Source organism: Streptomyces sp. NPDC015127 (genome assembly GCF_043080095.1).
Taxonomy (GTDB): Bacteria; Actinomycetota; Actinomycetes; order Streptomycetales; family Streptomycetaceae; genus Streptomyces.
This window is the reverse complement of record NZ_JBIBVE010000012.1, coordinates 289,689-312,667: the sequence shown is the minus strand read 5'-3', so window position 1 is coordinate 312,667 and position 22,979 is coordinate 289,689. Positions and strand designations below refer to the sequence as shown.

General features: G+C 72.0%; 21 protein-coding genes. 10 read left to right on the top strand and 11 right to left on the bottom strand.

The genetic code is table 11. The annotated features are described in order from the left end of the window. Positions 1 to 12 precede the first annotated feature (12 nt). The 5 genes from ACF08N_RS24920 to ACF08N_RS24900 all read left to right on the top strand — a co-directional run bounded on the left by ACF08N_RS24920 (position 13) and on the right by ACF08N_RS24900 (position 2,894). Positions 13 to 750, top strand: coding sequence for an IclR family transcriptional regulator (locus tag ACF08N_RS24920; RefSeq protein WP_392326886.1), 738 nt, complete (start codon positions 13 to 15; stop codon positions 748 to 750). A 286-nt stretch (positions 751 to 1,036) separates the two neighbouring features. After that, the gene (locus ACF08N_RS24915) at positions 1,037 to 1,366 is read left to right on the top strand and encodes a putative quinol monooxygenase (protein WP_392326885.1); all 330 of its coding nucleotides are present in this window, start codon (positions 1,037 to 1,039) and stop codon (positions 1,364 to 1,366) included. A 103-nt stretch (positions 1,367 to 1,469) separates the two neighbouring features. Beyond that, the gene (locus ACF08N_RS24910; protein ID WP_392326884.1) at positions 1,470 to 1,928 is read left to right on the top strand and encodes a DUF3995 domain-containing protein; all 459 of its coding nucleotides are present in this window, start codon (positions 1,470 to 1,472) and stop codon (positions 1,926 to 1,928) included. Further along, a complete protein-coding gene (locus ACF08N_RS24905; protein ID WP_392326883.1) occupies positions 1,921 to 2,421 on the top strand; it encodes an RNA polymerase sigma factor in 501 nt (166 codons plus the stop codon). Before ACF08N_RS24910 ends, ACF08N_RS24905 begins: the two co-directional genes overlap by 8 nt. After that, positions 2,418 to 2,894, top strand: a complete 477-nt coding sequence (locus tag ACF08N_RS24900) for a hypothetical protein (protein WP_392326882.1) — start codon at positions 2,418 to 2,420, stop codon at positions 2,892 to 2,894. Before ACF08N_RS24905 ends, ACF08N_RS24900 begins: the two co-directional genes overlap by 4 nt. Positions 2,895 to 2,901: 7 nt before the next feature. Here the strand turns inward: ACF08N_RS24900 and ACF08N_RS24895 are convergent, their stop codons facing one another. Both ACF08N_RS24895 and ACF08N_RS24890 read right to left on the bottom strand, forming a co-directional pair. Then, positions 2,902 to 3,267, bottom strand: a complete 366-nt coding sequence (locus tag ACF08N_RS24895) for a hypothetical protein (protein ID WP_392326881.1) — start codon at positions 3,265 to 3,267, stop codon at positions 2,902 to 2,904. Between the two features lie 58 nt (positions 3,268 to 3,325). Next, the gene (locus ACF08N_RS24890) at positions 3,326 to 4,198 is read right to left on the bottom strand and encodes a DMT family transporter (RefSeq protein ID WP_392326880.1); all 873 of its coding nucleotides are present in this window, start codon (positions 4,196 to 4,198) and stop codon (positions 3,326 to 3,328) included. Between the two features lie 98 nt (positions 4,199 to 4,296). On the opposite strand from ACF08N_RS24890, the gene ACF08N_RS24885 reads away from it, so the two are divergent. Then, positions 4,297 to 4,929, top strand: coding sequence for a dihydrofolate reductase family protein (locus ACF08N_RS24885; RefSeq protein WP_392326879.1), 633 nt, complete (start codon positions 4,297 to 4,299; stop codon positions 4,927 to 4,929). Between the two features lie 3 nt (positions 4,930 to 4,932). On the opposite strand, the gene ACF08N_RS24880 is transcribed toward ACF08N_RS24885, so the two are convergent. The 8 genes from ACF08N_RS24880 to ACF08N_RS24845 form a co-directional block, all read right to left on the bottom strand. After that, entirely contained in the window at positions 4,933 to 6,498 is a 1,566-nt protein-coding gene (locus tag ACF08N_RS24880; protein ID WP_392326878.1) for an APC family permease, read from the bottom strand. Between the two features lie 274 nt (positions 6,499 to 6,772). Continuing rightward, positions 6,773 to 8,227 (bottom strand): aldehyde dehydrogenase family protein, encoded by a 1,455-nt coding sequence (locus tag ACF08N_RS24875; RefSeq protein ID WP_392326877.1) that lies wholly within the window; start codon positions 8,225 to 8,227, stop codon positions 6,773 to 6,775. Beyond that, a complete protein-coding gene (locus tag ACF08N_RS24870) occupies positions 8,224 to 9,963 on the bottom strand; it encodes an amidohydrolase family protein (RefSeq protein WP_392326876.1) in 1,740 nt (579 codons plus the stop codon). The genes ACF08N_RS24875 and ACF08N_RS24870 overlap by 4 nt, the downstream gene beginning before the upstream one ends. A 382-nt stretch (positions 9,964 to 10,345) precedes the next feature. Next, the gene (locus tag ACF08N_RS24865) at positions 10,346 to 11,467 is read right to left on the bottom strand and encodes an LLM class flavin-dependent oxidoreductase (RefSeq protein WP_392326875.1); all 1,122 of its coding nucleotides are present in this window, start codon (positions 11,465 to 11,467) and stop codon (positions 10,346 to 10,348) included. 97 nt (positions 11,468 to 11,564) lie between these two features. Further along, entirely contained in the window at positions 11,565 to 12,317 is a 753-nt protein-coding gene (locus ACF08N_RS24860; protein ID WP_392326874.1) for an SDR family NAD(P)-dependent oxidoreductase, read from the bottom strand. Between the two features lie 16 nt (positions 12,318 to 12,333). Then, positions 12,334 to 13,254 carry an LLM class F420-dependent oxidoreductase gene (locus ACF08N_RS24855; protein ID WP_392326873.1) on the bottom strand — a complete coding sequence of 307 codons (921 nt, stop codon included), beginning with the start codon at positions 13,252 to 13,254 and terminating at the stop codon, positions 12,334 to 12,336. A 91-nt stretch (positions 13,255 to 13,345) separates the two neighbouring features. Continuing rightward, on the bottom strand, positions 13,346 to 13,759 hold the full coding sequence (locus ACF08N_RS24850) for a PaaI family thioesterase (protein WP_392326872.1): 414 nt from the start codon (positions 13,757 to 13,759) through the stop codon (positions 13,346 to 13,348). 109 nt (positions 13,760 to 13,868) lie between these two features. Beyond that, positions 13,869 to 15,089 carry an amidohydrolase family protein gene (locus tag ACF08N_RS24845; RefSeq protein ID WP_392326871.1) on the bottom strand — a complete coding sequence of 407 codons (1,221 nt, stop codon included), beginning with the start codon at positions 15,087 to 15,089 and terminating at the stop codon, positions 13,869 to 13,871. Positions 15,090 to 15,289: 200 nt separating this feature from the next. On the opposite strand from ACF08N_RS24845, the gene ACF08N_RS24840 reads away from it, so the two are divergent. The 3 genes from ACF08N_RS24840 to ACF08N_RS24830 all read left to right on the top strand — a co-directional run bounded on the left by ACF08N_RS24840 (position 15,290) and on the right by ACF08N_RS24830 (position 20,123). Further along, positions 15,290 to 16,516 (top strand): RNA-guided endonuclease InsQ/TnpB family protein, encoded by a 1,227-nt coding sequence (locus ACF08N_RS24840; protein WP_392326906.1) that lies wholly within the window; start codon positions 15,290 to 15,292, stop codon positions 16,514 to 16,516. 220 nt (positions 16,517 to 16,736) lie between these two features. Beyond that, complete coding sequence (locus tag ACF08N_RS24835; protein ID WP_392326870.1) at positions 16,737 to 19,691, top strand: BTAD domain-containing putative transcriptional regulator; 2,955 nt, start codon at positions 16,737 to 16,739, stop codon at positions 19,689 to 19,691. Between the two features lie 213 nt (positions 19,692 to 19,904). Continuing rightward, positions 19,905 to 20,123: a hypothetical protein gene (locus tag ACF08N_RS24830; protein WP_392326869.1), complete on the top strand. Its 219-nt coding sequence runs from the start codon at positions 19,905 to 19,907 to the stop codon at positions 20,121 to 20,123. A 73-nt stretch (positions 20,124 to 20,196) separates the two neighbouring features. Here the strand turns inward: ACF08N_RS24830 and ACF08N_RS24825 are convergent, their stop codons facing one another. Beyond that, entirely contained in the window at positions 20,197 to 21,768 is a 1,572-nt protein-coding gene (locus ACF08N_RS24825; RefSeq protein ID WP_392326868.1) for a FadD3 family acyl-CoA ligase, read from the bottom strand. 55 nt (positions 21,769 to 21,823) lie between these two features. Here ACF08N_RS24825 and ACF08N_RS24820 point away from each other — a divergent pair, with 55 nt between their 5' ends. Next, entirely contained in the window at positions 21,824 to 22,972 is a 1,149-nt protein-coding gene (locus ACF08N_RS24820; RefSeq protein WP_392326867.1) for a lipid-transfer protein, read from the top strand. Positions 22,973 to 22,979: the final 7 nt, after the last annotated feature.

Below are 22,979 nucleotides of genomic sequence, written 5' to 3'. Positions count from 1 at the left end.
AAGGACGTGATCATGGCAAGCCCTGCCTCCGGGCCGCAGTCCGTCGACCGCGCGCTGGAGATCCTCGACGCCGTCGCCGACGCGCCCGGCCCTCTCGGGGCCAAGGCGCTCGCGCGGCGGCTGGGGTGTTCGCTGTCGACCGTGTACCACCTGCTGGGTCCGCTCACCGCCCGTGGGCACCTCGTCAGGACCGCCGACGGGTACGCGCCGGGGCCGCGCGTGGCCGTCCTGCACCGGTCGTTCCAGCGGCATCTGGGGCTGGGGCCGCAGCTCGCCGAACTGCTGCCGCGGCTGCGGCGGGCGACCGGCGCGGAGGCGTACGTGACGGCGTACCGGGACGGCCGGATCGTCATGCTCGACAGCACGGTGCCGGTCACGGACAGCGAGCATCCCTTCGTGCCCGGCCCGGAGACGCGGGCGCACGCGACCGCGCACGGCAAGGTGCTGCTCGCCGCGCTGCCGAGGGCGGCGCGACGGCGGTACCTGGCCGGGTACGGGATGGCCCGCTTCACCGACCGCACGATCACCGGCGCGGAACGCTTCGAGGCGGAGGTCGCGCGGGTGCGGGGCCAGGGGTACGCGGTGTCCGTGGGCGAGGCGGACCCGGCGTACACCTGCCTGGCGGCCACGCTTCCCGACCAGGGCGCGGACGGCGTGGTGCACGCGCTGTCGCTGTCGCTGCCGACGGCGGACTTCCGGCGTCGGCACGGAGAGCTGCGGGCGGCGCTGGTACGGGCGGCCGGGCGCTAGCGCGGTGCGGGGGCCGGTTGACCGGCCGAACGGCCGGGCCAATCGCCGGCCGGCCGGCGGGGCGCAGCCCCCCAGCTCTTCTGCCGCCGTACGCGCGGCGCAGGCGGCCGCCCTCTGCCGCCGTGACGACAGTCGTCGGGCGACCGGCCGCACCGCCGCTGGCCGCCGGCCACCGGCCGATCGACGGCCGGCGGGACGCGGACATCCGTCCGCCGCCTTTCCGACGGGGTCGGAAAACCGGACCGCCCAAGTGGTGCCCGGACGCCCGGCCGCCGAACCTGGAGGCATGATCTTCATCGCCGTCAGGTTCACCGTCCGTCCCGAGTACAGCGAACGCTGGCTCGACATCGTCGACGACTTCACGCGCGCCACCCGCGCCGAGCCCGGAAACCTCTTCTACGACTGGTCGCGCAGCGTCGAGGACCCGCACAGGTTCACGCTGCTGGAGGCCTTCGCGGACGCGGAGGCGGGTGCGGCGCACGTCGCGTCCGACCACTTCAAGGCCGGCATGGAGGCCATGGCCACCGCCATCGCCACCAAGCCCGAGATCATCAACGTCGAGGTGCCGGGCCAGGGCTGGAACGAGATGGCCGAGCTCGAACCCGCCGCCCGCTAGGCGACGCCGCCCCGAGAATTCCCCGGGCACCGCGGAACGTTTCGGCGGATCCGCTCCTCTGTGGGGTGACGCACCGCGCGCCACCCCACGCAGGAGAGGGCACATGACAACGAACCGACGTACCGCCGCCGCCCACGCCGTCGCCGGCGTGCTCGCCTTCGACGGACTGCTGCACGTGTTCTGGGCGACCGGCAGCCACTGGCCCGCCGCCGATCCGCAGGCGCTGTCGTACGCCGTGCTGGGCAGGGACGCGCCGTTCACCCCGCCCGTCGTCCTGCCGCTCGCCGCGCTGCTGTTCACGGCCGCGGCGCTGGTCGCGGCGCGGGCACGGCTGGGGCGTGGGCACCGGTTCTGGCGGGCGGCGCAGCTGGGCACGGTGGCGGTGGCGTGCGGTCTCGCGGTCCGCGGCCTGGCCGGGCTGGCCTGGGCGGCGGGGGTGGACGCCGGTCCGGACGAGGGCACCGGGAGTACGTTCCACTGGCTGAACCTGGCGCTCTACACGCCGTTGTGCCTGGTGCTCGCGGCCTGCGCGCTGACCGTGGCGAGGGAGCGGAGTGAGTGACGACGACGTGGCCCGCCTGGTGCGGGCGGCCCGCCGCGGCGACGCGATCGCGATGAACGACCTGCTCGACGCCCTCGCTCCGTACGTGGGCCGCATCTGCGCGCCGATCGCGCTCGACGACGGCCCGGACGCCGTCCAGGAGACGCTGGTCGCCGTCTTCCACGGGCTGCGTTCGCTGCGCGACCCGGCCGCGCTGTACGGGTGGGTGCGGGCGATCGCGTGCCGCGAGGCGGTACGGGGCGCGCGCCGCTCCGCCCGCGCGGTGCCCGCCGACCTGAGCACGCTGCCGCAGCGCGGCGACCCCGAACTCGCCGCCGACATCGGGGACGTACTGGCCCGGCTGTCGCCCGAGCACCGGGCCGTGCTCGTGCTGCGCGACGTCGAGGGCTTCGACGAGAGGACCGCGGCGGAGCTGCTGGGGCTGCGCGTCGGCACGGTCAAGTCCCGGCTGCACCGGGCGCGTGACTCCTTCAGGAAGGCGTGGTCGTCATGACGGTCAACTGGCCCGCGCCCGCCGGGCTCGACCCGGTGCGGCGGCTGTACGCGCTGGCCGCGGGGGTGCGGGGCGCCACGGTGAGCGAGCGCGTGGTCGCCGCACCGTACGCGGAGATCGTCCCGCTGCTCGCGGACGTCGACGGCGAACTCGCCCGCCTGGTACCGGACATGCGGCGGCTGCGGGTGACCCGCGAGGACGGCGACCGCGTGGAGGCGGTGGCCCGCAGCCGCTTCGGCTTCCGGGCGAGGTTCGAGGGGGTGCGGCGGCCCGGGTGGGTGTGGCTGCAGAGCCGCTTCGTCCTGATCGGCGTGGCCGCGGCACCGGGCGACGCCCCGGGCACGACGCGGGTGGCCTTCACCGGGGGCGTGCGCGTCCCGGGGCGGGCGGCGCTGGTGCCGGTGGGCGTGGGGCGCGCGGGGCGCCGGGTGCTGGGCAGGCTGGCGGAACGCGTCGCGCCGGACCGTGCCTAGACACCCCCTAGCCCTTCTCCCGCGGGAACAGCGGGATCCACGGCAGCGCGGTGCGCCATGCGTCGCCGTCGCGCATCCAGTCGTCGACGACCTTCGCGACCGGCTCGGGTCCGATCACGGGGCCCTGCGCGGGCACATGGGCCTGGAAGTGCAGCTCCTCGCTGCCTTCGCGGTACTCGACCTGGTAGCCGAGGTCGTCCTTGAGCAGCACCTGCATGTAGTGCTGCCCCGCAGGCTCCCGGTCCCGCCTTTCGACGATCACGTACGGGTGGGACAGGTTCATGTCGGCGAGCAGGTCGTGCACGTCGACGTACGTCGGGTCGTCGATCGACCTCCCGCCCGCCTCGCGCGCCCGGATCATCGGCTTCGTCATGCGGGCGACTGTACGGGGCGGGTCCGACACCGTCCGCCCCGGCGGCGGACCATGCACGTCAGGGTGTGCGCAGCGCCCCCAGGTACACCCCGAGCAGGATCAGCGGCGCCCCCAGCAGCAGGCTCGCCGTGAGGGGTTCGTCGTCGAGCCAGGCCGAGAGCAGGATCGTGATCACGGGGAAGACGACGAAGACGTACGACGCGCGGGAGGGGCCCCACGCCCTGACCACCAGCAGGTAGAGCACGAACACCGCCACCGAGCCGGCGAGCACGACGTAGATCAGCGCCCACCAGGTCGCCGCCCGTTCCGGGAGGATCCACGCGTCGCCCACCGCGCGCGAGCCCGCGAAGAGCACGACGGCCGCTCCCGTCATGCCGACCGCGTTCATCGTCACCGGATGGACCTTGGGCAGGCGGTGGACGAGCACGGTGGACTCCGCGAAGGAGAACACGGCGCCGAGCACGGCGAGGAACGACAGCACCGGGACCGAGCCCTGGAGCGGTGCGCGGGAGACGACAGCGACGCCGCCCACGGCGAGCACCGTGCCGACGGCCGCCCGCATGCGGAACCGCTCCTGCCGCTGGGCCACCGACAGCAGCAGCGCGACCAGCGGCACGAGCGCGAGGATCGTCTGCCCGAGGCCGGCGTGGATGCGGACGAGCGCGTAGTACGCGAGGGCGAACGTGACGCCGAAGTTGAGGAAGCCGAAGAGCAGCGCCCCGGCCAGGGCCCGCCCGCGCGGCAGGGGAAGCCGCATGACGGCCATGACGGCGAGCAGCACCACGGCGGCCGCGCCGAACCGCAGGGCCGCGCCCCACAGCGGGTCGAGCTCGCGGTTGCTGAAGCGCACTCCGACGGCGTTGCCGCCGGCGAACAGGGAGCACGCGGCGAACGAGGCCAGGGCCGTGCGGCTGTCGGACAGTGGGCGCATGGCTGCACGCTAGAGGCGGCCGCCGACGGCGAGGCGCCGACACTCCCGCGTCCGGCGGGGGCAGAGTCGGTGCCGGACATCGATCGAAGGAGTACGCCATGAGCAAGGTCGTCGCGGACATCTCCGTGTCCCTGGACGGATTCGTCGCCGGACCGCACGACGGCCGCGACAATCCGCTCGGCGACCGGGGGGAGCGGCTGCACGAGTGGGTGTATCCGCTCGCCAGCTGGCGGGCGATGCACGGTCTCGACGGGGGTGCCACGGGGCCCGACGCCGACATCGTGCAGGAGGCGGTGCAGCGCGCCGGGGCCTACGTCATGGGGCGCAGGATGTTCGACAACGGCGAGGAGCCGTGGGGGGACGAGCCGCCGTTCCGCGCCCAGGTGTTCGTCGTCACGCACGAGGAGCGTGAGCCACTGGTGAAGCAGGGCGGGACGACGTTCACCTTCGTGGGCGGGATCGAGGAGGCCGTCGAACGGGCGCGGCGCGCCGCCGGGGACAAGGACGTGGCCGTCGCCGGCGGCGGGCAGCTGATCCGTGGCGTGCTGGGGGCCGGGCTGCTCGACGAGCTCCACCTGCACCTGGTGCCGGTGCTGCTCGGTGGCGGGGTGCGGCTGTTCGAGCCCGCCGAGAACGCAGAGAGGGCCACGGAGACGGTCGAGTTCGAGACGACCCGGGTGATCGACTCACCCTCCGTGACCCATCTGCGGCTGCGGCCCGTGCGGGCCTGACGGTCAGTCGGCCATCACCAGGGCCGGCGTCTCCTTCGTCAGCACCTCGCCGCGGAAGAAGGCGGGGCTGCGACGCTCCATCGCCAGCATCAGGACGACGCCGAGGAGCAGCAGGCCGACGCCGATCACGAACACCGAGCCCATGCCGAGGACGGAGGAGCCCGAGCCGTACGCCGGGTCCCACATGTCGATGAGGGTCTTGGCGAAGACGGCGGTGAGCATCAGCCCGCCGACGCCGGGGAGGACGCCCTTGACCATCAGGTTCGCCGTCGAGCGGGAGAGCTCCTTGCGGAAGAACCACACGCAGGCGAAGGCCGTGATCGAGTAGTAGAAGCAGATCATCAGGCCGAGCGCGTAGATGGTGTCGACCAGGACGTTCTCGCTGACGAGGCTCATCACCGTGTAGAAGACGCCGGTGGCGGCGCCCGCGGCGAGGGTGGCGAGGCCCGGGGTCTTGAAGCGGGGGTGGACCTTCGCGAACGCCTTGGGCATGGCCTCGTACGAGCTCATCGCGAGGGCCGTGCGGGCGACGGGGATGAAGGTGGTCTGCAGGCTCGCCGCGGCGGAGGCCAGGACGGCGACGAAGAGCAGGATGCCGAGGCCCGATCCCATGATCGGGTCGGCGAGGACCGCGAACACGTTGTCGGAGGTGTCCGGGTTGCCGAGGCCGGTGCCCTTCTCGCCGATGCCGGCGTACATCTGGACGGCGATCGCGACCATCAGGTACGAGACGACGATGACGACCATGGCGAGCATGGCGGAGCGGCCGGGGGTGCGGGCGCTGCCGACGCTCTCCTCGTTGATGGACAGGCAGGCGTCCCAGCCCCAGTAGATGAAGATCGAGAGGGAGAGTCCGGCCGTGAAGGCGGAGAAGGACTCGATTCCGAACGGGTTCATCCAGGAGAGGGAGAAGTCCAGGGATCCGGCGACCTCGTCCGCCTTGGCGATGGCCATGACGGCGAAGATCGCGATGACGGTGAGCTGGAGTCCGACGAGGGCGTACTGGACCCACTTGGTCGCGGTGATGCCGCGGTAGCTGATCGCCGTGGCGACGGCGATGAACGCGAGGGTGGTGAGGATGTGGACGGCCTTGTTGCCGTCGAGTGCGGCCACGCTCTCGCTGCCGCTGATCTGTCCGGCGGTGAGCCAGAAGAAGGACGTGGCCACGCCGGCGAGGTTGGACAGGACGACGACGGTGGCCACCAGCAGGCCCCAGCCGCACATCCAGCCGATCCGCGGGCCGAACGCCTTCACCGTCCAGGTGAAGGAGGTGCCGCAGTCCGGAACCGCCTTGTTGAGCTCGCGGTAGGCGAAGGCGACGAGCAGCATCGGGAGGAAGCCGGCCAGGAAGATCGCCGGCATCTGGAGTCCGACCTCTCCCACGGTCGGTCCGAGTGTCGAGGTCAGGCAGTAGACAGGGGCGACCGTCGAGACGCCGATGACGGCTCCGCCCATCAGGCCGACGGAGTTTCCGCCGAGGCCTTTCTCGCGGACACCTCCGGCGTCTTCGGGGGCGGCCGTGCCCCGTACTGCATCTCCGGCCTGTGGCCGCGCATCGAGCTGAGTCATGTAGAGGACGTTAAGTCCTGCGGTTTCCACATTCGGAGGATCGAACTCCGGATCTTACGCTTTGGATTCGAAGGTCATACAGCGCAAGTGATTCACGATTGAAAGACATCTGCGGCGCCTTGCACGCACTTCGACAGGTCGACAACACCCCTCCCTCGATTGCGGGAACCGCAGCCATGTCCGATTTGCCCGGTTTCAAAATTTCCCAAGGCGATTTTCGGACAGCCTTACGCGCCCGTTTTCCGCCGCTTCCCCGGCCCTTCCCCGGCCGTCCTCACCCCGGCCACACCACCGCCTGCAACTCGCTGTACGCATGCAGCGCGTACGACCCCACGTCCCGCCCGACGCCGCTCCGTTTGAACCCGCCGAACGGCGCCTCCATGTTCCGGCCGACCGTGTTCACCCCGGCCCCGCCCGCCCGCAGCTCCCCCGCCACCCGGAACGCGCGCGCCACATCGCCCGACCAGACGTAGTCGATCAGGCCGTAGTCGCTGTCGTTCGCGAGCGCCACGCCCTCCTCCTCGTCGTCGAAGGGCACCACGACCACCACCGGCCCGAAGATCTCCTCCCGCACGACGCGCATGTCGTTGGTGCAGTCCGCGAACAGCGCCGGCGCGACGTAGAAGCCCCGCTCGCAGGCCGGGCGCTCACCGCCCGCCACCAGGCGCGCCCCCTCCTTGCGCCCCAGCTCGAGGTACGACTCGACGCGGTCGCGGTGGGCGGCCGAGATCAGCGGGCCGACCACGGTCGCCGGGTCCGCCGGGTCACCGATCCTGAGCCGCTCGGCATAACCGGCCAGGCCCGCCACCACCCGCTCGTAGACCCCCCGCTGCGCGAGGACCCGGGTCGGCGCCGTACAGATCTGGCCGCTGTAGAAGGAGAACGTCGTCCCGATCCCGCGCACCGCGGACTCCACGTCCGCGTCGTCGAAGACGAGCGCCGCGCCCTTGCCGCCCAGCTCCATCAGCTGGCGCTTCATGCCGCGGCCGCACACCTCCGCGATGCGCTGTCCGACCGCCGTCGAGCCGGTGAAGCTGACCATGTCGACGTCCGGCGAGTCGACGGCGGCCTCGCCGGCCGCGGGCGCGGAACCCGTCACCACGTTCACCGTGCCGGGCGGCGCACCCGCCTCCTCCAGGGCCTCCGCCATCCGGTAGACCGACAGCGGGTCCTGCGGCGCGGGCTTGACGACGACCGTGTTGCCCGCCGCGAGGGCGGGCGCGACCTTGCCGGCCGCGTTGGCCCACGGGTTGTTGTACGAGGTGATGCAGGTGACGACGCCGACCGGCCGGCGCACGGCGACCGCGCCGAACACGCCCGCCCTCCCCATGGGGCCCGCCGCGTTGATCTGCGGCGGCAGCGCCTGCTCGACCGGTTCCAGCGCGCCCCTGGCGTAGCGGCGGAAGCGGGCCGCGCCGACGGCGACCTGCATGCCGCGGGCGGTGGCGGTGGTCGCGCCGCTCTCGGCGCGGGCGAGCGCGGTGTGCGCCTCCGCGTCCCGCTGGACGAGGTCCGCGGCCCGGTCCAGGACCGCCGCCCGCTCCTCCGGTTTCGTACGCGACCAGGCCGCGAACGCCTCCCGGGCCGCGGCGGCCGCCTGGTGCACCTGGGCGCGGCTCGCCTCGGGCGCGAGGCCGACGACCTCCTCCGTGGCCGGGTCGATCACCTCGTAGTGGCCGTGGTCCGGCTCGACCCACGCGCCGCCGACGAACAGCTTCTGCGGCCTCATCGGGTCGACACCGTCCCGGTGTCCCGCCCCGAGCGCAGCACCCTGCCGGGTACGGCCCCGGTGACCCGGTCGTCCCTGATCGTCTCGACGCCGTTGACGCGTACGGACACGACGCCGATCGCCTGCGCGTCCAGGCGCGGGCTGTCACCTGGCAGGTCGTGCACGAGGCGCGCGGGGCCGGCGTCGATGCGCTCCGGGTCGAACAGGACCAGGTCCGCGTGCCAGCCCTCCTGGATGCGTCCGCGTTCGCGCAGGCCGAACAGCCGCGCCGGGTCGTCCGTCAGCATCCTGACCGCCTGCTCCAGGCCGACCAGCCGGCGGCCGCGCAGACAGTCCCCGAGGAACCGCGTCGTGTACGGCGCCCCGCACATCCGGTCCAGGTGCGCCCCCGCGTCCGAGCCGCCCAGCAGCACGTCCTCGTGCTGCCACGTCTCGGCCCGCAGGGCCCAGGACGCCGGGTCGTTGTCGGGCGGCATGGGCCACAGGACCGTCCGCAGCTCGTCCTCGGCGCAGATCTCGACCAGGCACCGGAAGGGGTCCTGGCCGCGCTCGGCGGCGATGTCCCGCACGACCCGCCCGGTGAGTCCCTCGTTCTCCTTCGCGTACGTGTCGCCGATGACGTACCGGCTGAAGTCGGCGAGGCGGCGGAAGACGCCGGCCTCCTTCGAGTCGGCCCGCCGCAGCATCTCCGCCCGGACCGCCGGGTCGCGGAGCTTCGTGATCCGCTCGGGGACCGGGAGGGCGAGGATCTCGCCCCAGCCGGGGATCAGGTTGAGCGCGCAGAACGTGCCGAGCGACATGTTCATGGGGGTCAGGATCGGCATGGTGAGGGCGACGATCCGGCCGCCGGCCCTTCGGGCGCGTTCGCTCGGCACGAGCTGGCGCGGTACGCGCTCGGGAACGGCGGCGTCGATGGTCAGGACGTTCCAGTTGAGGGGCCGCCCGGCGGCGGCGGTCATCGCGACGAGCAGGTCGATCTCCTCGTCCGCGAACCGGTCGAGACAGCCGGCGACGATCGCCTCGAGCTGGGTGCCCTCGTGCTCGCCCACGGCCCGCGACAGTGCGATGAGCTCGTCGGGCCGGGCGTGCCGGGAGGCGACGGGCCGCCCGTCGCCGTCGGAGTGCGTCGACGACTGGGTCGTGGACAGGCCCCAGGCGCCCGCGTCCATGGCGTCGTGGAGGAGCTCGGTCATCTGCCGGAGCTGTGCGGGCGTGGGCTGCCCGCCGACGGCGTCCGGTCCCATGACATGGCGGCGCAGGGCGCAGTGCCCGACCATGAACCCGGCGTTGACGGCCGTACGGCCGTCGAGGGCTTCCAGGTACTCGCCGAACGTGTGCCACGTCCAGGGCGCGCCCTGCTCCAGGGCCACCAGCGACATGCCCTCGACCTTGGACATCATGCGCCGGGTGTAGTCGGCGTCGTCGGGCCGGCCGGGGTTCAGCGGGGCGAGGGTGAACCCGCAGTTGCCGCCCGCGACGGTGGTGACGCCGTGGTTGAGGGAGGGCGTGGCGTACGGGTCCCAGAACAGCTGGGCGTCGTAGTGGGTGTGCGGGTCGACGAAGCCGGGGGCGAGGACGAGTCCGGCGGCGTCCTCGCCGGTCCGGGCGTCCTCGGTGACGCTGCCGGGCGGGGCGATGACGGCGATGCGGCCGTCGCGGATCCCGACGTCGGCGGCGAAGGCGGGGCCGCCGCTGCCGTCGACGACGGTCACGCGCCGTATGAGGTGGTCGAGCATGGAAACGTCCCTTCTCGGGCGGTGCGACGGCGGCCTGGTTGGCCCGGTCGGAGGGCGCGGCGTCCGGCCGCGGACGCGGGCGCCCTCCGACCGGGCGGAGGCGGGTGGCGGTCCGGGAAGACGCCGCCCGCGGTCTGTGGGGGCGGAGGGTTTCCCCCATCCCGAAACCGGGGCAGGCCCCGGACCCGGTACCGCCCTTCGGGCGGTATTTCGGGAGCTCCCCCCGCACCCCCGCGCCTCAATCGCCGGCGAGGCTCCTGAGGAGCCCGTCCGGCGATTGAGGACACGGCGCGCAGCGCGGTACGGGGTCTGGGCGGAGCCCCGGTTACGGGATGGGGCGGGGTGGGGAAAACGCCCCCGCGCAGCGGCGGCCGGCGCCCCGTCAGCCCGACGACTCCCGGAAGCGGGTCGTCCGGTGGATCGGGTCCGTGTCGATGTGGGGGATCACGTGCTCACCGATCAGCCTGATCGTCGTCATCGTGTCCTCGTACGACACCCCGATCGGCAGCCCGAACGACAGCTGGTCGGCCCCCGCCTGCTCCCACCTCTTGCACTGCTGGAGCACCTCCCCCGGGTCGCCGCAGATCATCAGTTCCTCGGCTATCAGCAGCTCGATGATCTCCGCCGTGTACTCCGGCAGCAGTTCGGGCCACTCGGGGACCCCCTCCGGCCGCGGGAACGTGTCGTGGTAGCGGAACAGCAGCGACTGCAGGTAGTTCAGCCCGCCGCCCACCGCGATCTCGACCGCCTTCTCGTGCGTCTCCGCACAGATCGCCGTCGACGTCACCATCACGTTGTCGTTGACGAACGCGCCGACCGCGCGCGCCTCCTTCACCGCCGTCTTGTACGACTCGACGACCCACTCCATGTCGGAGACCTTCTGGACGCTGAAGCCCAGGACACCGAGGCCCTTCCGGGCCGCCATGGCGTACGAGGACGGGGAGCCGGCCGCGTACCACATGGGCGGGTGCGCCTTCCCGTACGGCTTGGGGAGGACCTTCCGCGGCGGCAGGGACCAGTGCTTGCCCCGGAACCCCGCGTACTCGTCCTGGAGCCACATCTTGGGGAACTCGGCGATCGTCTCTTCCCAGATCTCCTTGGTGTGGTTCATGTCGGTGATGCCCGGCATGAACCCGAGGATCTCGTGCGATCCCGCGCCCCGCCCGGAGCCGAACTCGAACCGGCCCTCCGACAGATGGTCGAGCATCGCGACCTTCTCGGCGACCTTCACCGGGTGGTTGACGGGCGCGAGGGGGTTGAAGATCCCCGAGCCCAGGTGGATCCGTTCCGTCGCGTGCGCGAGGTAGCCGAGGAAGACGTCGTTGGCCGACAGGTGGGAGTACTCCTCCAGGAAGTGGTGCTCGGAGGCCCAGGCGTACTTGAACCCGGACCGGTCCGCCTGGATGACGTACTCGGTCTCCTCCATCAGCGCCTTGTGCTCGGCGAGCGGGTCGGTCTCGGCGCGTTTGCCGAGGTATCCCTGTACGAAGATGCCGAATTCCACGGGGGTTCACCGCCCAATCAATTCTGACGATCCGTCAGATCCGGATGGCTCCGACTGTTCCACCGCCCATGCCGCAACGTCAATACCTGACGGAACGTCAGAGAACGCTGACCCCGGCGAGCCATCCGCCGTCGATGACGAACGGCTGGCCCGTGATGTACGAGGAGTCCTCGCCGGTCAGGAAGAGGGCGAGCCGCGCGACCTCCTCCGGCCGCCCCACCCGGCCGAGCGGCACGAGCGAGCGGTACAGCTCCTCGATCGCGCCCGGGTCCGCGCCCTCCGGGTTGCTCATCGGGGTGTCTACGGCGCCCGGGCACACGGCGTTGACCCGTATCCCCCGCCCCGCCAGCTCCAGGGCGGCGACCCTCGTCAGGCCGAGGATCGCGTGCTTGGAGGCGGTGTACGCGCCGACGTACGCCATGCCGGTCAGGGCCGTGTACGAGGCGGTGTTGACGATCGTCCCGCCGCCGGCGGCCTCGATCTGGGGGGCGAGCGTCTTGATCCCGAGGAACGCGCCGACCTGGTTCACCTGTGTGATCAGCTGGAACTCCTCCAGCGGCGTGCCGACCAGTTCGTTGAAGCGCAGGATGCCCGCGTTGTTGACCAGCCCGTCGATCTTCCCGTACGCGTCCCTCGCGGCGGCCACGGCCGCGGCCCAGTCGTCCTCCTGGCTCACGTCCAGGTGGACGTAGAGGGCCCCCAGCTCCTCGGCGAGGGTCTCGCCCTGCTCGTCCAGGACGTCGGCGAGGACCACCCGCGCGCCCTCCGCGGCGAAGAGCCGGGCCTCCGCCTCGCCCTGCCCGCGCGCCGCACCGGTGATGAACACGACGCGTCCGTCCAGCTTGCCCATGCCGTGCTCCTTCGTGTCATGCGAGATGGGGGGCCACGTCGGCGGCGAACGCCGCCATCTGGTCCGTCAGTTCGGTCACACCACGACTGCGGAAGCGGACCTGGATCTGGTCGACGCCCATCACCGCGTAGGCGCGCAGCGCGTCGGCGAGGGCCTGCGGCTTGCCGGTCAGGGTCCTGCGGCCGGTGCGCCAGGCGGGTTCGCCGACGTAGAGCGGCTCGGTGATGGCGCCGATCACGTACGGCGTCTCGACACCGGCCTTCTCGCGCAGCGTCCTGATGCGGGCGATCTGCGCGGGCAGCCGGTCGCGCGGATCGCCCTGCGGCAGCCAGCCGTCGCCCTTGAGCGCGGCACGGCGCACGGCGGCGGGCGAGGAGCCGCCGACCCAGAGCGGTACGCGTTCCTGGGCGGGCCGGGGCCGCTGCCCGAGCCCGTCGAACGAGAACCGCTCCCCCGCGAACCGCGGGTACTCCTCGGGGCCGAGCGCCGCCCGCAGCGCGTCGAGGGTCTCGTCCAGCACGGGCCCGCGGGCGTCGAAGTCGACGCCGAGCGCGTCGAACTCCTCCCGCACATGCCCGGCCCCGACGCCGAGGACCAGCCGCCCGCCGGAGAGATGGTCGAGGGTCGCGTACTGCTTGGCAGTCACCAGGGGGTGACGCAGCCCGACGACGGCGACATGGCTGAGGAGCCGGACCCGCTCGGTGGCGGCCGCGAGGAAGGAGAGCGTGGCGACGGGGTCGTACCAGACGGTGGACATGGCGTCGGCGAGCCGGCGCGGGATCGCGACGTGGTCGCAGACGGCGATGTACGCGAAGCCGCCCCGGTCGGCGGCCCTGGCAACCTCGACGAGCGCCTCCGGCCCGGCTTCGACCTCCCAGGGCTCGGCGTAGAGGGTGCTCTGGGACTGGACCGGGAGCTGCATCCCGTAGGCGACCATGGGGGACTCCTCGGATCTGACGGATCGTCATAAACGATGGCCCGCCCATGGTCGTGCCCGCCGGGCCATCAGGCAAGGCCCCGGGCGCCGCCTACCCCAGCAGCGCGTACACCGTCGAGGCGCGGGCCGCGGGGGCGTCCGTGCCCTCCGCCGTCATCGTGATCTCCGCGAACGCCATGCGCTTTCCCAGCTTGGTGATCCGCGCGTCGACGAGGACGTCCGCGCCCGTGACGGCCCGCTGGAAGGTGGTGGACTGCTGGACCGTGGTCATCGGGACGAACACACCTCGCGCCGACGACACCGCGATCACGGTCGCGGTGTCGGCCGCGGCCATCAGCGCCTGACCGGACAGCGCCCCGCCCTCGCGCGCGAGGCGGTCGGACCAGGGCAGCCTCAGCACCGCGTGCAGGTCGCCCGCCTCGAGCACGGTCAGCCCGAGGTCGAGCACCCAGGGCGCGAAGTTGTCGGAGAGGATCTTGTCGGCTTCGGCGATGGAGAGCGTCATGCCGAGCATGCTCCCGCGAACGGGGGCGGCTCGGTAGCGGGCCGCCCCGAGACGCTTGCCCCGAAGGCGGCTCGGTAGCGGGCCGCCCTCGGACACGGCCCCCGCGCCCTCACGCGCCCGCCCAGAGCCCCTCCTCCGTCAGGCCCAGCAGCTCGATCGCGTTGCCGCGCACGATGCGGTCCACCACGTCCGGGGGCAGGTGCCCCATCTGGGACTCGCCGACCTCCTTCGACTTCGGCCAGGTCGAGTCCGAGTGCGGATAGTCCGTCTCGTACAGCACATTGCCCGCGCCGATCGCGTCCAGGCTCCGCAGGCCGAAGGCGTCGTCGAAGAAGCAGCCGTAGACGTGCTCGGCGAACAGCTCGGAGGGCGGGCGGGTGACCTTGTCGGCGACGCCGCCCCAGGCGCGGTTCTCCTCCCAGACGACGTCGGCCCGCTCCAGGATGTAGGGGATCCAGCCGATCTGGCCCTCGGCGTACATGATCCGCAGGTTCGGGAAGCGTTCGAACTTGCCGCTCATCAGCCAGTCGACCATCGAGAAGCAGCAGTTGGCGAAGGTGATCGTGGAGCCGACCGCGGGCGGCGCGTCCGCCGACGTGGAGGGCATGCGGCTCGACGAGCCGATGTGCATGGCGACGACCGTGCCGGTCTCGTCGCACGCCGCGAGGAAGGGGTCCCAGTCGTCGGTGTGGATCGACGGCAGCCCGAGGTGCGGGGGTATCTCGGAGAAGGCGACGGCCCGCACCCCGCGCGCGGCGTTGCGCCGCACCTCCGCCGCGGCGAGTTCGGCGTCCCACAGCGGCACCAGGGTGAGCGGGATCAGCCGGCCGCGGGCCTCGGGGCCGCACCACTCCTCGACCATCCAGTCGTTGTAGGCCCGCACCCCCAGCAGGCCGAGTTCACGGTCGGCGGCCTCGGTGAAGGTCTGGCCGCAGAAGCGGGGGAAGGTCGGGAAGCAGAGCGCCGACTGGACGTGGTTGACGTCCATGTCGGCGAGCCGGTCGGGGACGCTGTACGAGCCGGGCCGCATCTGCTCGTAGGTGATGATCTCCAGCCTGATCTCGTCGCGGTCACAGCCCACCGCGGTGTCGAGGCGGGTGAGGGGCCGGTGCAGGTCCTCGTACACCCACCAGTCGCCGATCGGGCCGTCGTCCCCGGGCGCTCCCATGACCGGGGAGAACTTTCCGCCCAGGAACGTCATGTCCTTGAGCGGGGCCCGGACGATGCGCGGGCCGATGTCGCGGTACTTCGACGGGAGCCGGTCCCGCCAGACATTGGGGGGCTCCACCGTGTGGTCGTCCACCGAGATGATCTTGGGGAAGGTCTCCATGAATCCACGGTAGCGCCGATCTGACGGTTCGTCAGCTTCATGTCACAGTGCTCGCACGTTCCGCGCCGTTCGGAACGGCCAGTTCTGCCACCACATACCTCACCGGGCACTTCACTACGAGGCCAAGGAGACGCAAGCCGGCGAATGCTCCGCATCGTTTTCCAGTGCGCCGGACAAACCACTTCAGCCAGCCTGGCTGCATGCAGTTACGTTACAACTACCGCGTGTACCCGGACGCACCTCAGCGCACGGCGCTGGCCCGTGCGTTCGGGTGTGCTCGCGTGGTGTGGAACGACTGCCTGCGCGACCGGGAACAAGCGCATGCGGCGTGGTTGCCCTATGTGACGTCGGCCGAGCTGTCCCGGCTGCGCATCACCCAGGCCAAGCGCACCGAGGAACGTGCCTGGCTGGCTGACGTCTCGGCGGTCGTGCTGCAACAGTCCTTGCGGGATCTGGACACCGCCTACAAGAACTTCTTCGACTCACTCAAGGGCAGGCGTAAAGGGTCGAAGATCTCCCCGCCCCGGTACAAGTCGAAGAAGGACACACGGAAGTCGATCCGCCTGAACACCAACGCCTTCTGCCTTCGGGACGACGGCACGGTGTATGTGGCCAAGGTCGGCAATCTGAGGGTGAAATGGTCCCGGCCGCTGCCGGCCACGCCCACGTCCCTGACCGTGATCCTGGACTCGTCCGGCCGGTACTTCGTGAGCTTCGTCGTGGACACCGAACCGGACATCCTCCCCACGCGGGACACCGAAGTCGGCGTCGACCTCGGCCTGTCCACGTTCGCGGTTCTGTCCGACGGCACAAAGATCTCCTCCCCGAAATTTCTGCGTCGAGCTGAGAAGAAGCTCAAGCGGTTGCAGAAGGAGCTCAGCCGTAAGGCCAAGGGATCGAAGAACCGGGCCAAGGCCCGCACCAAGGTCGGGCGGCAGCTTGCCCGGGTGGCCGACCGGCGCCGGGACTGGCACCACAAGGCATCCACGCAGATCATCCGCAACAACCAAGCGGTGTACGTGGAAGACCTTGCGGTGGCGGACCTCGCCCGCACCCGGCTGGCCAAATCCGTACACGACGCGGGGTGGTCCACGTTCGTAAGCATGCTGGAGTACAAGGCCGCCAAGCACGGCCGGTACTTCGGGAAGATCGGCCGCTTCGAGCCGACCTCACAGGTGTGCTCCGCCTGTGGCGTCAAGGACGGCCCCAAACCCCTGCATGTCCGCGAATGGACCTGTAAAGAGTGCGGAACCCTCCACGATCGAGACGACAACGCATCCAAGAACACCCTGGCCGCCGGACGGGCGGACAGGCTAAACGCCTCGCAGAGCGCAGGTAAGACCAGGGCCAACGTCCCGGCGCAGCGCGTTGAAGCAGGAAGCCACCCAGACGGTCGGAAGACCGTGGCAGGAATCCGCGGCCTTTAGGTCGCGGAGCACGTCAAACCTTCGTCACGGTCCCGAGCTCCCCAGAAATCCTCGCTCCGGGTGCCCCTACAGCGGAACACGGTCTATCGCCCCTGATCAGGGTTGGGACGAGGCTCACACGGGCAGGCGGGAGACGGAGGTGCCCCGCTGCTGACGGGGCCGCCCCCTACAGGGCAGACTGTCGAGGGCGTTTTCCGGCAGTACGGGCAGGGGGCAGCCAATGGACCGTGACAGCGGGCCACGCGTACCGAATCAGCGCGCTCCGCTGCACAGCGGCGCGGACGACGCGGCCCGGCTCCACTTCAGCGTGCTCGGGCCGGTCCGGGTCAAGCGCGGCGCGGAGACCCTGCCGCCCGGCTCACCGCAGCAACGCGCCCTGCTCGCCGCGCTGCTGCTGCGCGACGGGCGGACCGCGACGGCCTCGGAGCTGATCGACGCGATCTGGGGCGAGGAACCGCCCTCGCAGGCGCTCGCCGCCGTCCGCACGTACGCCTCCCGGCTGCGCAAGTCCCTGCCCGCCGACGCCCTGGTGAGCGAGTCCGGCGGCTACGCCCTGCGGACCGGGCGCGACGCCCTCGACCTCGCCGTGGCGCAGGATCTCGCCGCGGAGGCGGACAAGGCGCGCGCCGCCGGGGACCGTTCCCAGGCCCGGGCGCTGATCAACAAGTCGCTGGGCCTGTGGGACGGCGAGCCGCTGGCCAACGTCCCCGGGCCGTACGCGGAGAACCAGCGCGCCCGGCTGGAGGAATGGCGTCTGCAACTGCTGGAGACGCGCCTGGATCTCGACCTGGAGCTCGGCTGCCACGCGGAGGCCGTCTCGGAGCTGACCGCGCTCACCGCCGCGCATCCGCTGCGCGAGCGGCTGCGGGAGCTGCTGATGCTCGCGCTGTACCGGAGCGGGCGGCAGGCGGAGGCCCTGGCCGTGTACGCCGACACCCGGCGCCTGCTCGCCGACGAACTGGGCGTCGACCCGCGGCCCGAACTGGCCCGACTCCAGCAGCGCATCCTGCAGGCCGACGCGGAGCTGGCACGGCCGGTCGAGGAGCCGTCACCCGCCCCGCAGGTCACACGCCCCGCCCAACTGCCAGCCACTGTCCCCGACTTCACCGGGCGCAGCTCCTTCGTACGGGAGCTCGGCGACCGGCTCGCCACCGCCGATGGCTCGGTCATGGCGGTCTCCGCCCTCGCGGGCATCGGGGGAGTCGGCAAGACGACTCTCGCCGTGCACGTCGCCCACCAGGCGCGCAAGCACTTCCCGGACGGGCAGCTGTACGTGGACCTCCAGGGCGCGGGCAACCGGGCCGCGGAACCGGAGACGGTGCTCGGCGCGTTCCTGCGCGCCCTGGGCGCGGCGGACTCCGCGATCCCGGACACGCTGGACGAGCGGGCCGCGCTGTACCGCTCGACGCTGGACGGACGCCGGGTCCTCGTCCTGCTGGACAACGCGCGCGACGCGGCCCAGATCCGGCCCCTGCTGCCGGGCACGGCCGGGTGCGCCGCGGTGATCACCAGCCGGGTGCGGATGGTGGACCTCGCGGGCGCGCACCTGGTCGACCTGGACGTGATGTCGCCCGAGGAGGCGCTCCAGCTCTTCACCCGGATCGTCGGCGAGGAACGGGTGCGTGCGGAGCGGGAGGCGGCGCTGGACGTGGTCGCGGCGTGCGGGTTCCTGCCGCTCGCGATCCGTATCGCCGCGTCCCGCCTGGCGGCACGCCGGACGTGGACGGTCTCGGTCCTGGCGGCCAAGCTGGCGGACGAGCGCCGCAGGCTGGACGAACTCCAGGCGGGGGACCTGGCGGTGAAGGCGACGTTCGAGCTGGGCTACGGCCAGCTGGAGCCGGCCCAGGCCCGCGCCTTCCGCCTCCTGGGCCTGGCGGACGGCCCGGACATCTCGCTGGCGGCGGCCGCGGCGGTGCTGGACCTCCCCCTCCACGAGACGGAGGACCTGCTGGAGGCCCTGGTCGACACGTCCCTGGTGGAGTCGGCGGCGCCGGGCAGGTACCGCTACCACGACCTGGTGCGGCTCTACGCGCGTGCATGCGCGGAGCGGGACGAACAGCCGCCACGGGAACGGGAGGCGGCGCTGTCGCGGCTGCTGGACTTCTACCTGGGGACGGCGGCGCGGGTCTACGCGATCGAACGCCCGGGGGACCGGCTGGTGGACCACTTGGAGCCCACGGGGGGCGCGGGGCTGTCGTTCAAGGACCGGCAGGCCGCTCTCGACTGGCTGTACTCGGAGGCGAACTGCCTGCTGGCCTGTGCGCGGCAGGCCACCGGCGGGCCTGGTCTGCGGCGCGCGGTGGACCTGCTGTGGGCGGCGAAGGACCTCGGGGAATCCGGGGCCAACTCGAAGCAGTACGAGTGGACGGCGCTGACCGCCAGGGACGCCGCCCGCGCGGCGGACGACACCCGCGCGGAGGGCCGTGCCCGCACAACGCTCGCGAACGCCTACCTGGTGGCGGGACGCTACAACGAGGCGGACGAGGAGGCGCGCAGCGCCCGTCTGCTCGCGGTGGACGCGAACGACACGGCACCGGTCTCCTGGTCGGACAACGACCGGGGAATCATCGCCTTCACGCAGGAGCGGTACGAGGAAGCCGAGCAGCATCTCCTCAAGGCGGTCGACGGCTACCGCGCCGACGAGAACTTCCCCGGAGCCGCGACCGCACTGTGCAACCTGTCCCGGGTCCACCTGCTGCTGGGGCGCACCACGAGCGCCATAGAACTCGCGCAGCAGGGAATCGCCATCTACGACGGCATAGGGCTGACCGTGCGCCTGGCGAACGGGATGTACGCCCTGGGGGTCGCCCTTACTCACGCGGGGCGGCATGCCGAGGCGTTGGAACAGTTCTCGGAGGCGCTGCACATCTTCGCCGAGGACCGTCAGCGGCTCTGGGAGGGGACCACGCACTTCCGCATCGCCGACGCGTACCTGCGCACCGGCAAGCCGGCGACGGCGGCTCAGCACGCCGAACAGGCCCTCGCGAGCGGCTGCATCGGCGGCGACCGGATGCGGGGCAATGTGCTGACGACCCTGGGCAGGGCCCTGTACGCCCTGGGCCAGACAGACCGCGCCCGCGCCTGTTGGCGTGAGGCCCTGTCGGTGTACGAGCAGTTGGGTGCGGCCGAGGCGGAGCAGGTCCGGGTACTGCTGTTGCCTCTCGCGGCTGCCTGAGAAAAGACCTCTCCTGCGCGTTCAGCGTTTGTTTATGCTCATCCGACATGCTCAACGGCATCCGGTCCGTCGCTTCGGGGGGCAGACGGACCGGATCAACGGACCTTCCACTCGGGGGAGGGGCAGGTCCACAGGCCTTCTGTCCGGCGGCCCTCGGGGGAGTCTCCGGGCGGAAGGCCCTTCAGGTATCGGCACTACCCCATGGGGGACGACGTGAGCACGAGCGAGCAGAAGCGCGACGAGATCACCACGATGGACAACCACATCCCGGCGCCGCCGATGGACAACACCATCAGCACGATGGACAACCACATCCCTGCACCGCCGCAGGACGGGACCCTCACCACGATGGACAACCACATTCCCGCGCCGCCGCAGGACGGGACCATCACGACGATGGACAACCACATCCCGGCGCCTCCGCAGGACTGAGCCACTCACGACGGGGAACGGCCGCGGCGGCGCGGAGGGGGAGCCGCCGCGGCCGTGGTGTGTCCGGGCGCGGTCACCCGCCGTGCCGCGCCCGCAGTTCCCCCTTCAGCACCTTGCCGCTCGCGTTCCGCGGCAGTTCGTCCACGAACTCCACCTGGCGCGGCACCTTGTAGTTCGCCATCTCCCGCCGCGACCAGGCGATCAGGTCGTCCGCCGTGAGGGTCGCGCCCGGGCGGCGGACCGCGTACGCCTTGCCCGTCTCGCCGAGGCGGGGGTCCGGGATGCCGATGACCGCCACGTCCGCGATGTCGGGGTGCAGGCCGAGCAGTTGCTCGATCTCCGCCGGGTAGGCGTTGAAGCCGCCGACGATGAACATGTCCTTGATCCGGTCCGTGATGCGCAGGTTGCCCTCCGCGTCGAGGACGCCCACGTCGCCCGTGTGCAGCCAGCCGTCCGGGGTGAGGGTGCGGGACGTCTCGGCCGGGTCCTCGAAGTAGCCCGCCATCACGTTGTGTCCGCGGACCAGGACCTCGCCCGGCTCGCCGGGGCCGGCGGCGACGCGGACCTCCGTGCCGGGGATCGCGCGGCCCGAGGTGGCGGCGATCACCGACGGGGCGTCGCCGCGGCGGCACATGGTGACGATGCCGCTCGCCTCGGAGAGGCCGTAGGCGGTGAGGACGGTGGGGACGCCGAGTTCGCCCCGGAGGCGTTCGACGAGGCGGAGGGGGACGACCGCGGCGCCGGTCACCACCAGGCGCAGGGACGACAGGTCGTGCCGGCTCCGGGCGGGATGGTCGAGCAGCGACTGGTGCAGGGTCGGGGGGCCGGGCAGGACGGAGATCCGTTCGGCGGCGATGTTGGCGAGGACGGTGTCCACGTTGAAGACCGGCTGCGGCACCATCGTCGCGCCGCGGGTGAGGCAGGCGATGACGCCCGCCTTGTAGCCGAAGGTGTGGAAGAACGGGTTAACGATCAGGTAGCGGTCGCCCTCGCGCAGCCCGGCGAGGTCGCTCCACAGGTCGTAGCAGCGCAGGGTCTGGGCGTGGGTGATGACCGCGCCTTTGGGGCGGCCCGTGGTGCCCGACGTGTAGACGATGTCGGAGGGGTCGGCGCCGGAGACGGTGTCCGAGCGGGCGCGGACCTCGGCACCGGTCACCGCGTCGCCGCCCGCGAGGAAGTCCTTCCAGGTGCGGTAGCGGGGGTCGTCGGGCGCGCTGTCGGCGAGGACCACGACCTGGTCCAGGCCGGGCAGTTCTCCGTCCGCGCGGCGCAGGGACGCCACGTACGACGTGCCGAGGAAGGTCCCGGTGACGAAGAGGAGCCGGGCGCGGGAGCGGCGGAGGACGTCGGCGGCCTCGGTGCCCTTGAAGCGGGTGTTGAGGGGGACGAGGACGGCGCCCGCCGTGACCGCGCCGAGCGCGGAGACGATCCACTCGAGGGAGTTGGGCGCCCAGATCGCGACCCGGTCGCCCTTGGCGACGCCGGCGGCGACGCACGCGGCGGCCGCGCGCTCGACGCGTTCGCCGAGCTCGGCGAAGGTGACGCGGGTGCGGCCGTCGACGACGGCCTCCCGTCGCCCGTACCGCTCGGCCGCGTCCCGCACCAGCCTCGGGACGGAGCCCCACTCCAGGTCGCCGCGTCGCATCGCAAGCCCCTCTCAGTAGCTGACGGTACGTCAGATTAGCTGTACGCTGCCCGGCATGGCGACCCTCAAGGACCGGGCGGCGATAGCCGGCACAGGCCAGACCGCCTTCGCGAAACACCTGCCGGAGTCCGAGAAGACGCTGGCCTGCCGGGCGGTGCTCGCCGCCCTCGACGACGCGGGCGTCGCGCCCTCGGAGGTCGACGCGTTCGCCTCGTACACGATGGAGGAGACGGACGAGGTCGAGCTGGCGAAGGCGATCGGGGCCGGGGACGTCACCTTCTTCTCCCGGGTGGGCTTCGGCGGCGGGGGCTCCTGCGCCACCGTCGCGCACCTCGCCGCCGCGATCGCCACCGGTCAGGCGAGCGTCGGCGTCGCCTGGCGGTCGCGCAAGCGCGGCAGCGGCCCCCGGCCCTGGCGGAACACGAGCGCGCAGCTGCCGACGCCCGCCCAGTGGACGCGCCCCTTCGGGCTTCTGCGCCCCGTCGACGAGATCGCCATGCTCGCCCGCCGCTACATGCACGAGTACGGCGCGACCCGCGACCACCTCTTCAACGTCGCGCTGGCGTGCCGGAACAGGGCCAACCAGAATCCCGCCGCCATCATGTACGACCGGCCGCTGACCCGCGAGATGTACATGACGGCCCGGTGGATCAGCGAACCGCTGTGCCTGTACGACAACTGCCTGGAGACGGACGGCGCCCTGGCCTGCGTCGTCGTCTCCGCCGAACGGGCCCGCGACTGCCGGCACCGGCCGGTGTACGTCCACTCAGCCGCCCAGGGCCTGCCCGCCCAGCACCACGGCATGGTCAACTACTGGAACGACGACCCGCTCACCGGTCCGGCCTGGACGGCCGCACGCCGGCTGTGGAAGCAGGCCGACTTCGGCCCCGAGGACGTCGACGTGGCCCAGATCTACGACGCGTTCACGCCGCTCGTCCCCCTGTCGCTGGAGGGGTACGGCTTCTGCGGGAGGGGCGAGGGGGGCGCCTTCACGGAGGGCGGGGCCCTGGAGATCGGCGGCCGGCTGCCGCTCAACACCGGCGGCGGCGGGCTGAGCGAGGCGTACGTGCACGGCTTCAACCTGATCACCGAGGGCGTGAAGCAACTGCGGGGCGCCTCGACGGCCCAGGTGGCGGGGGCGGCCACATGCCTGGTGACGGCGGGCGAGGGCGTGCCCACATCGGCCCTGCTGCTGCGGACGTGAGGAGGAG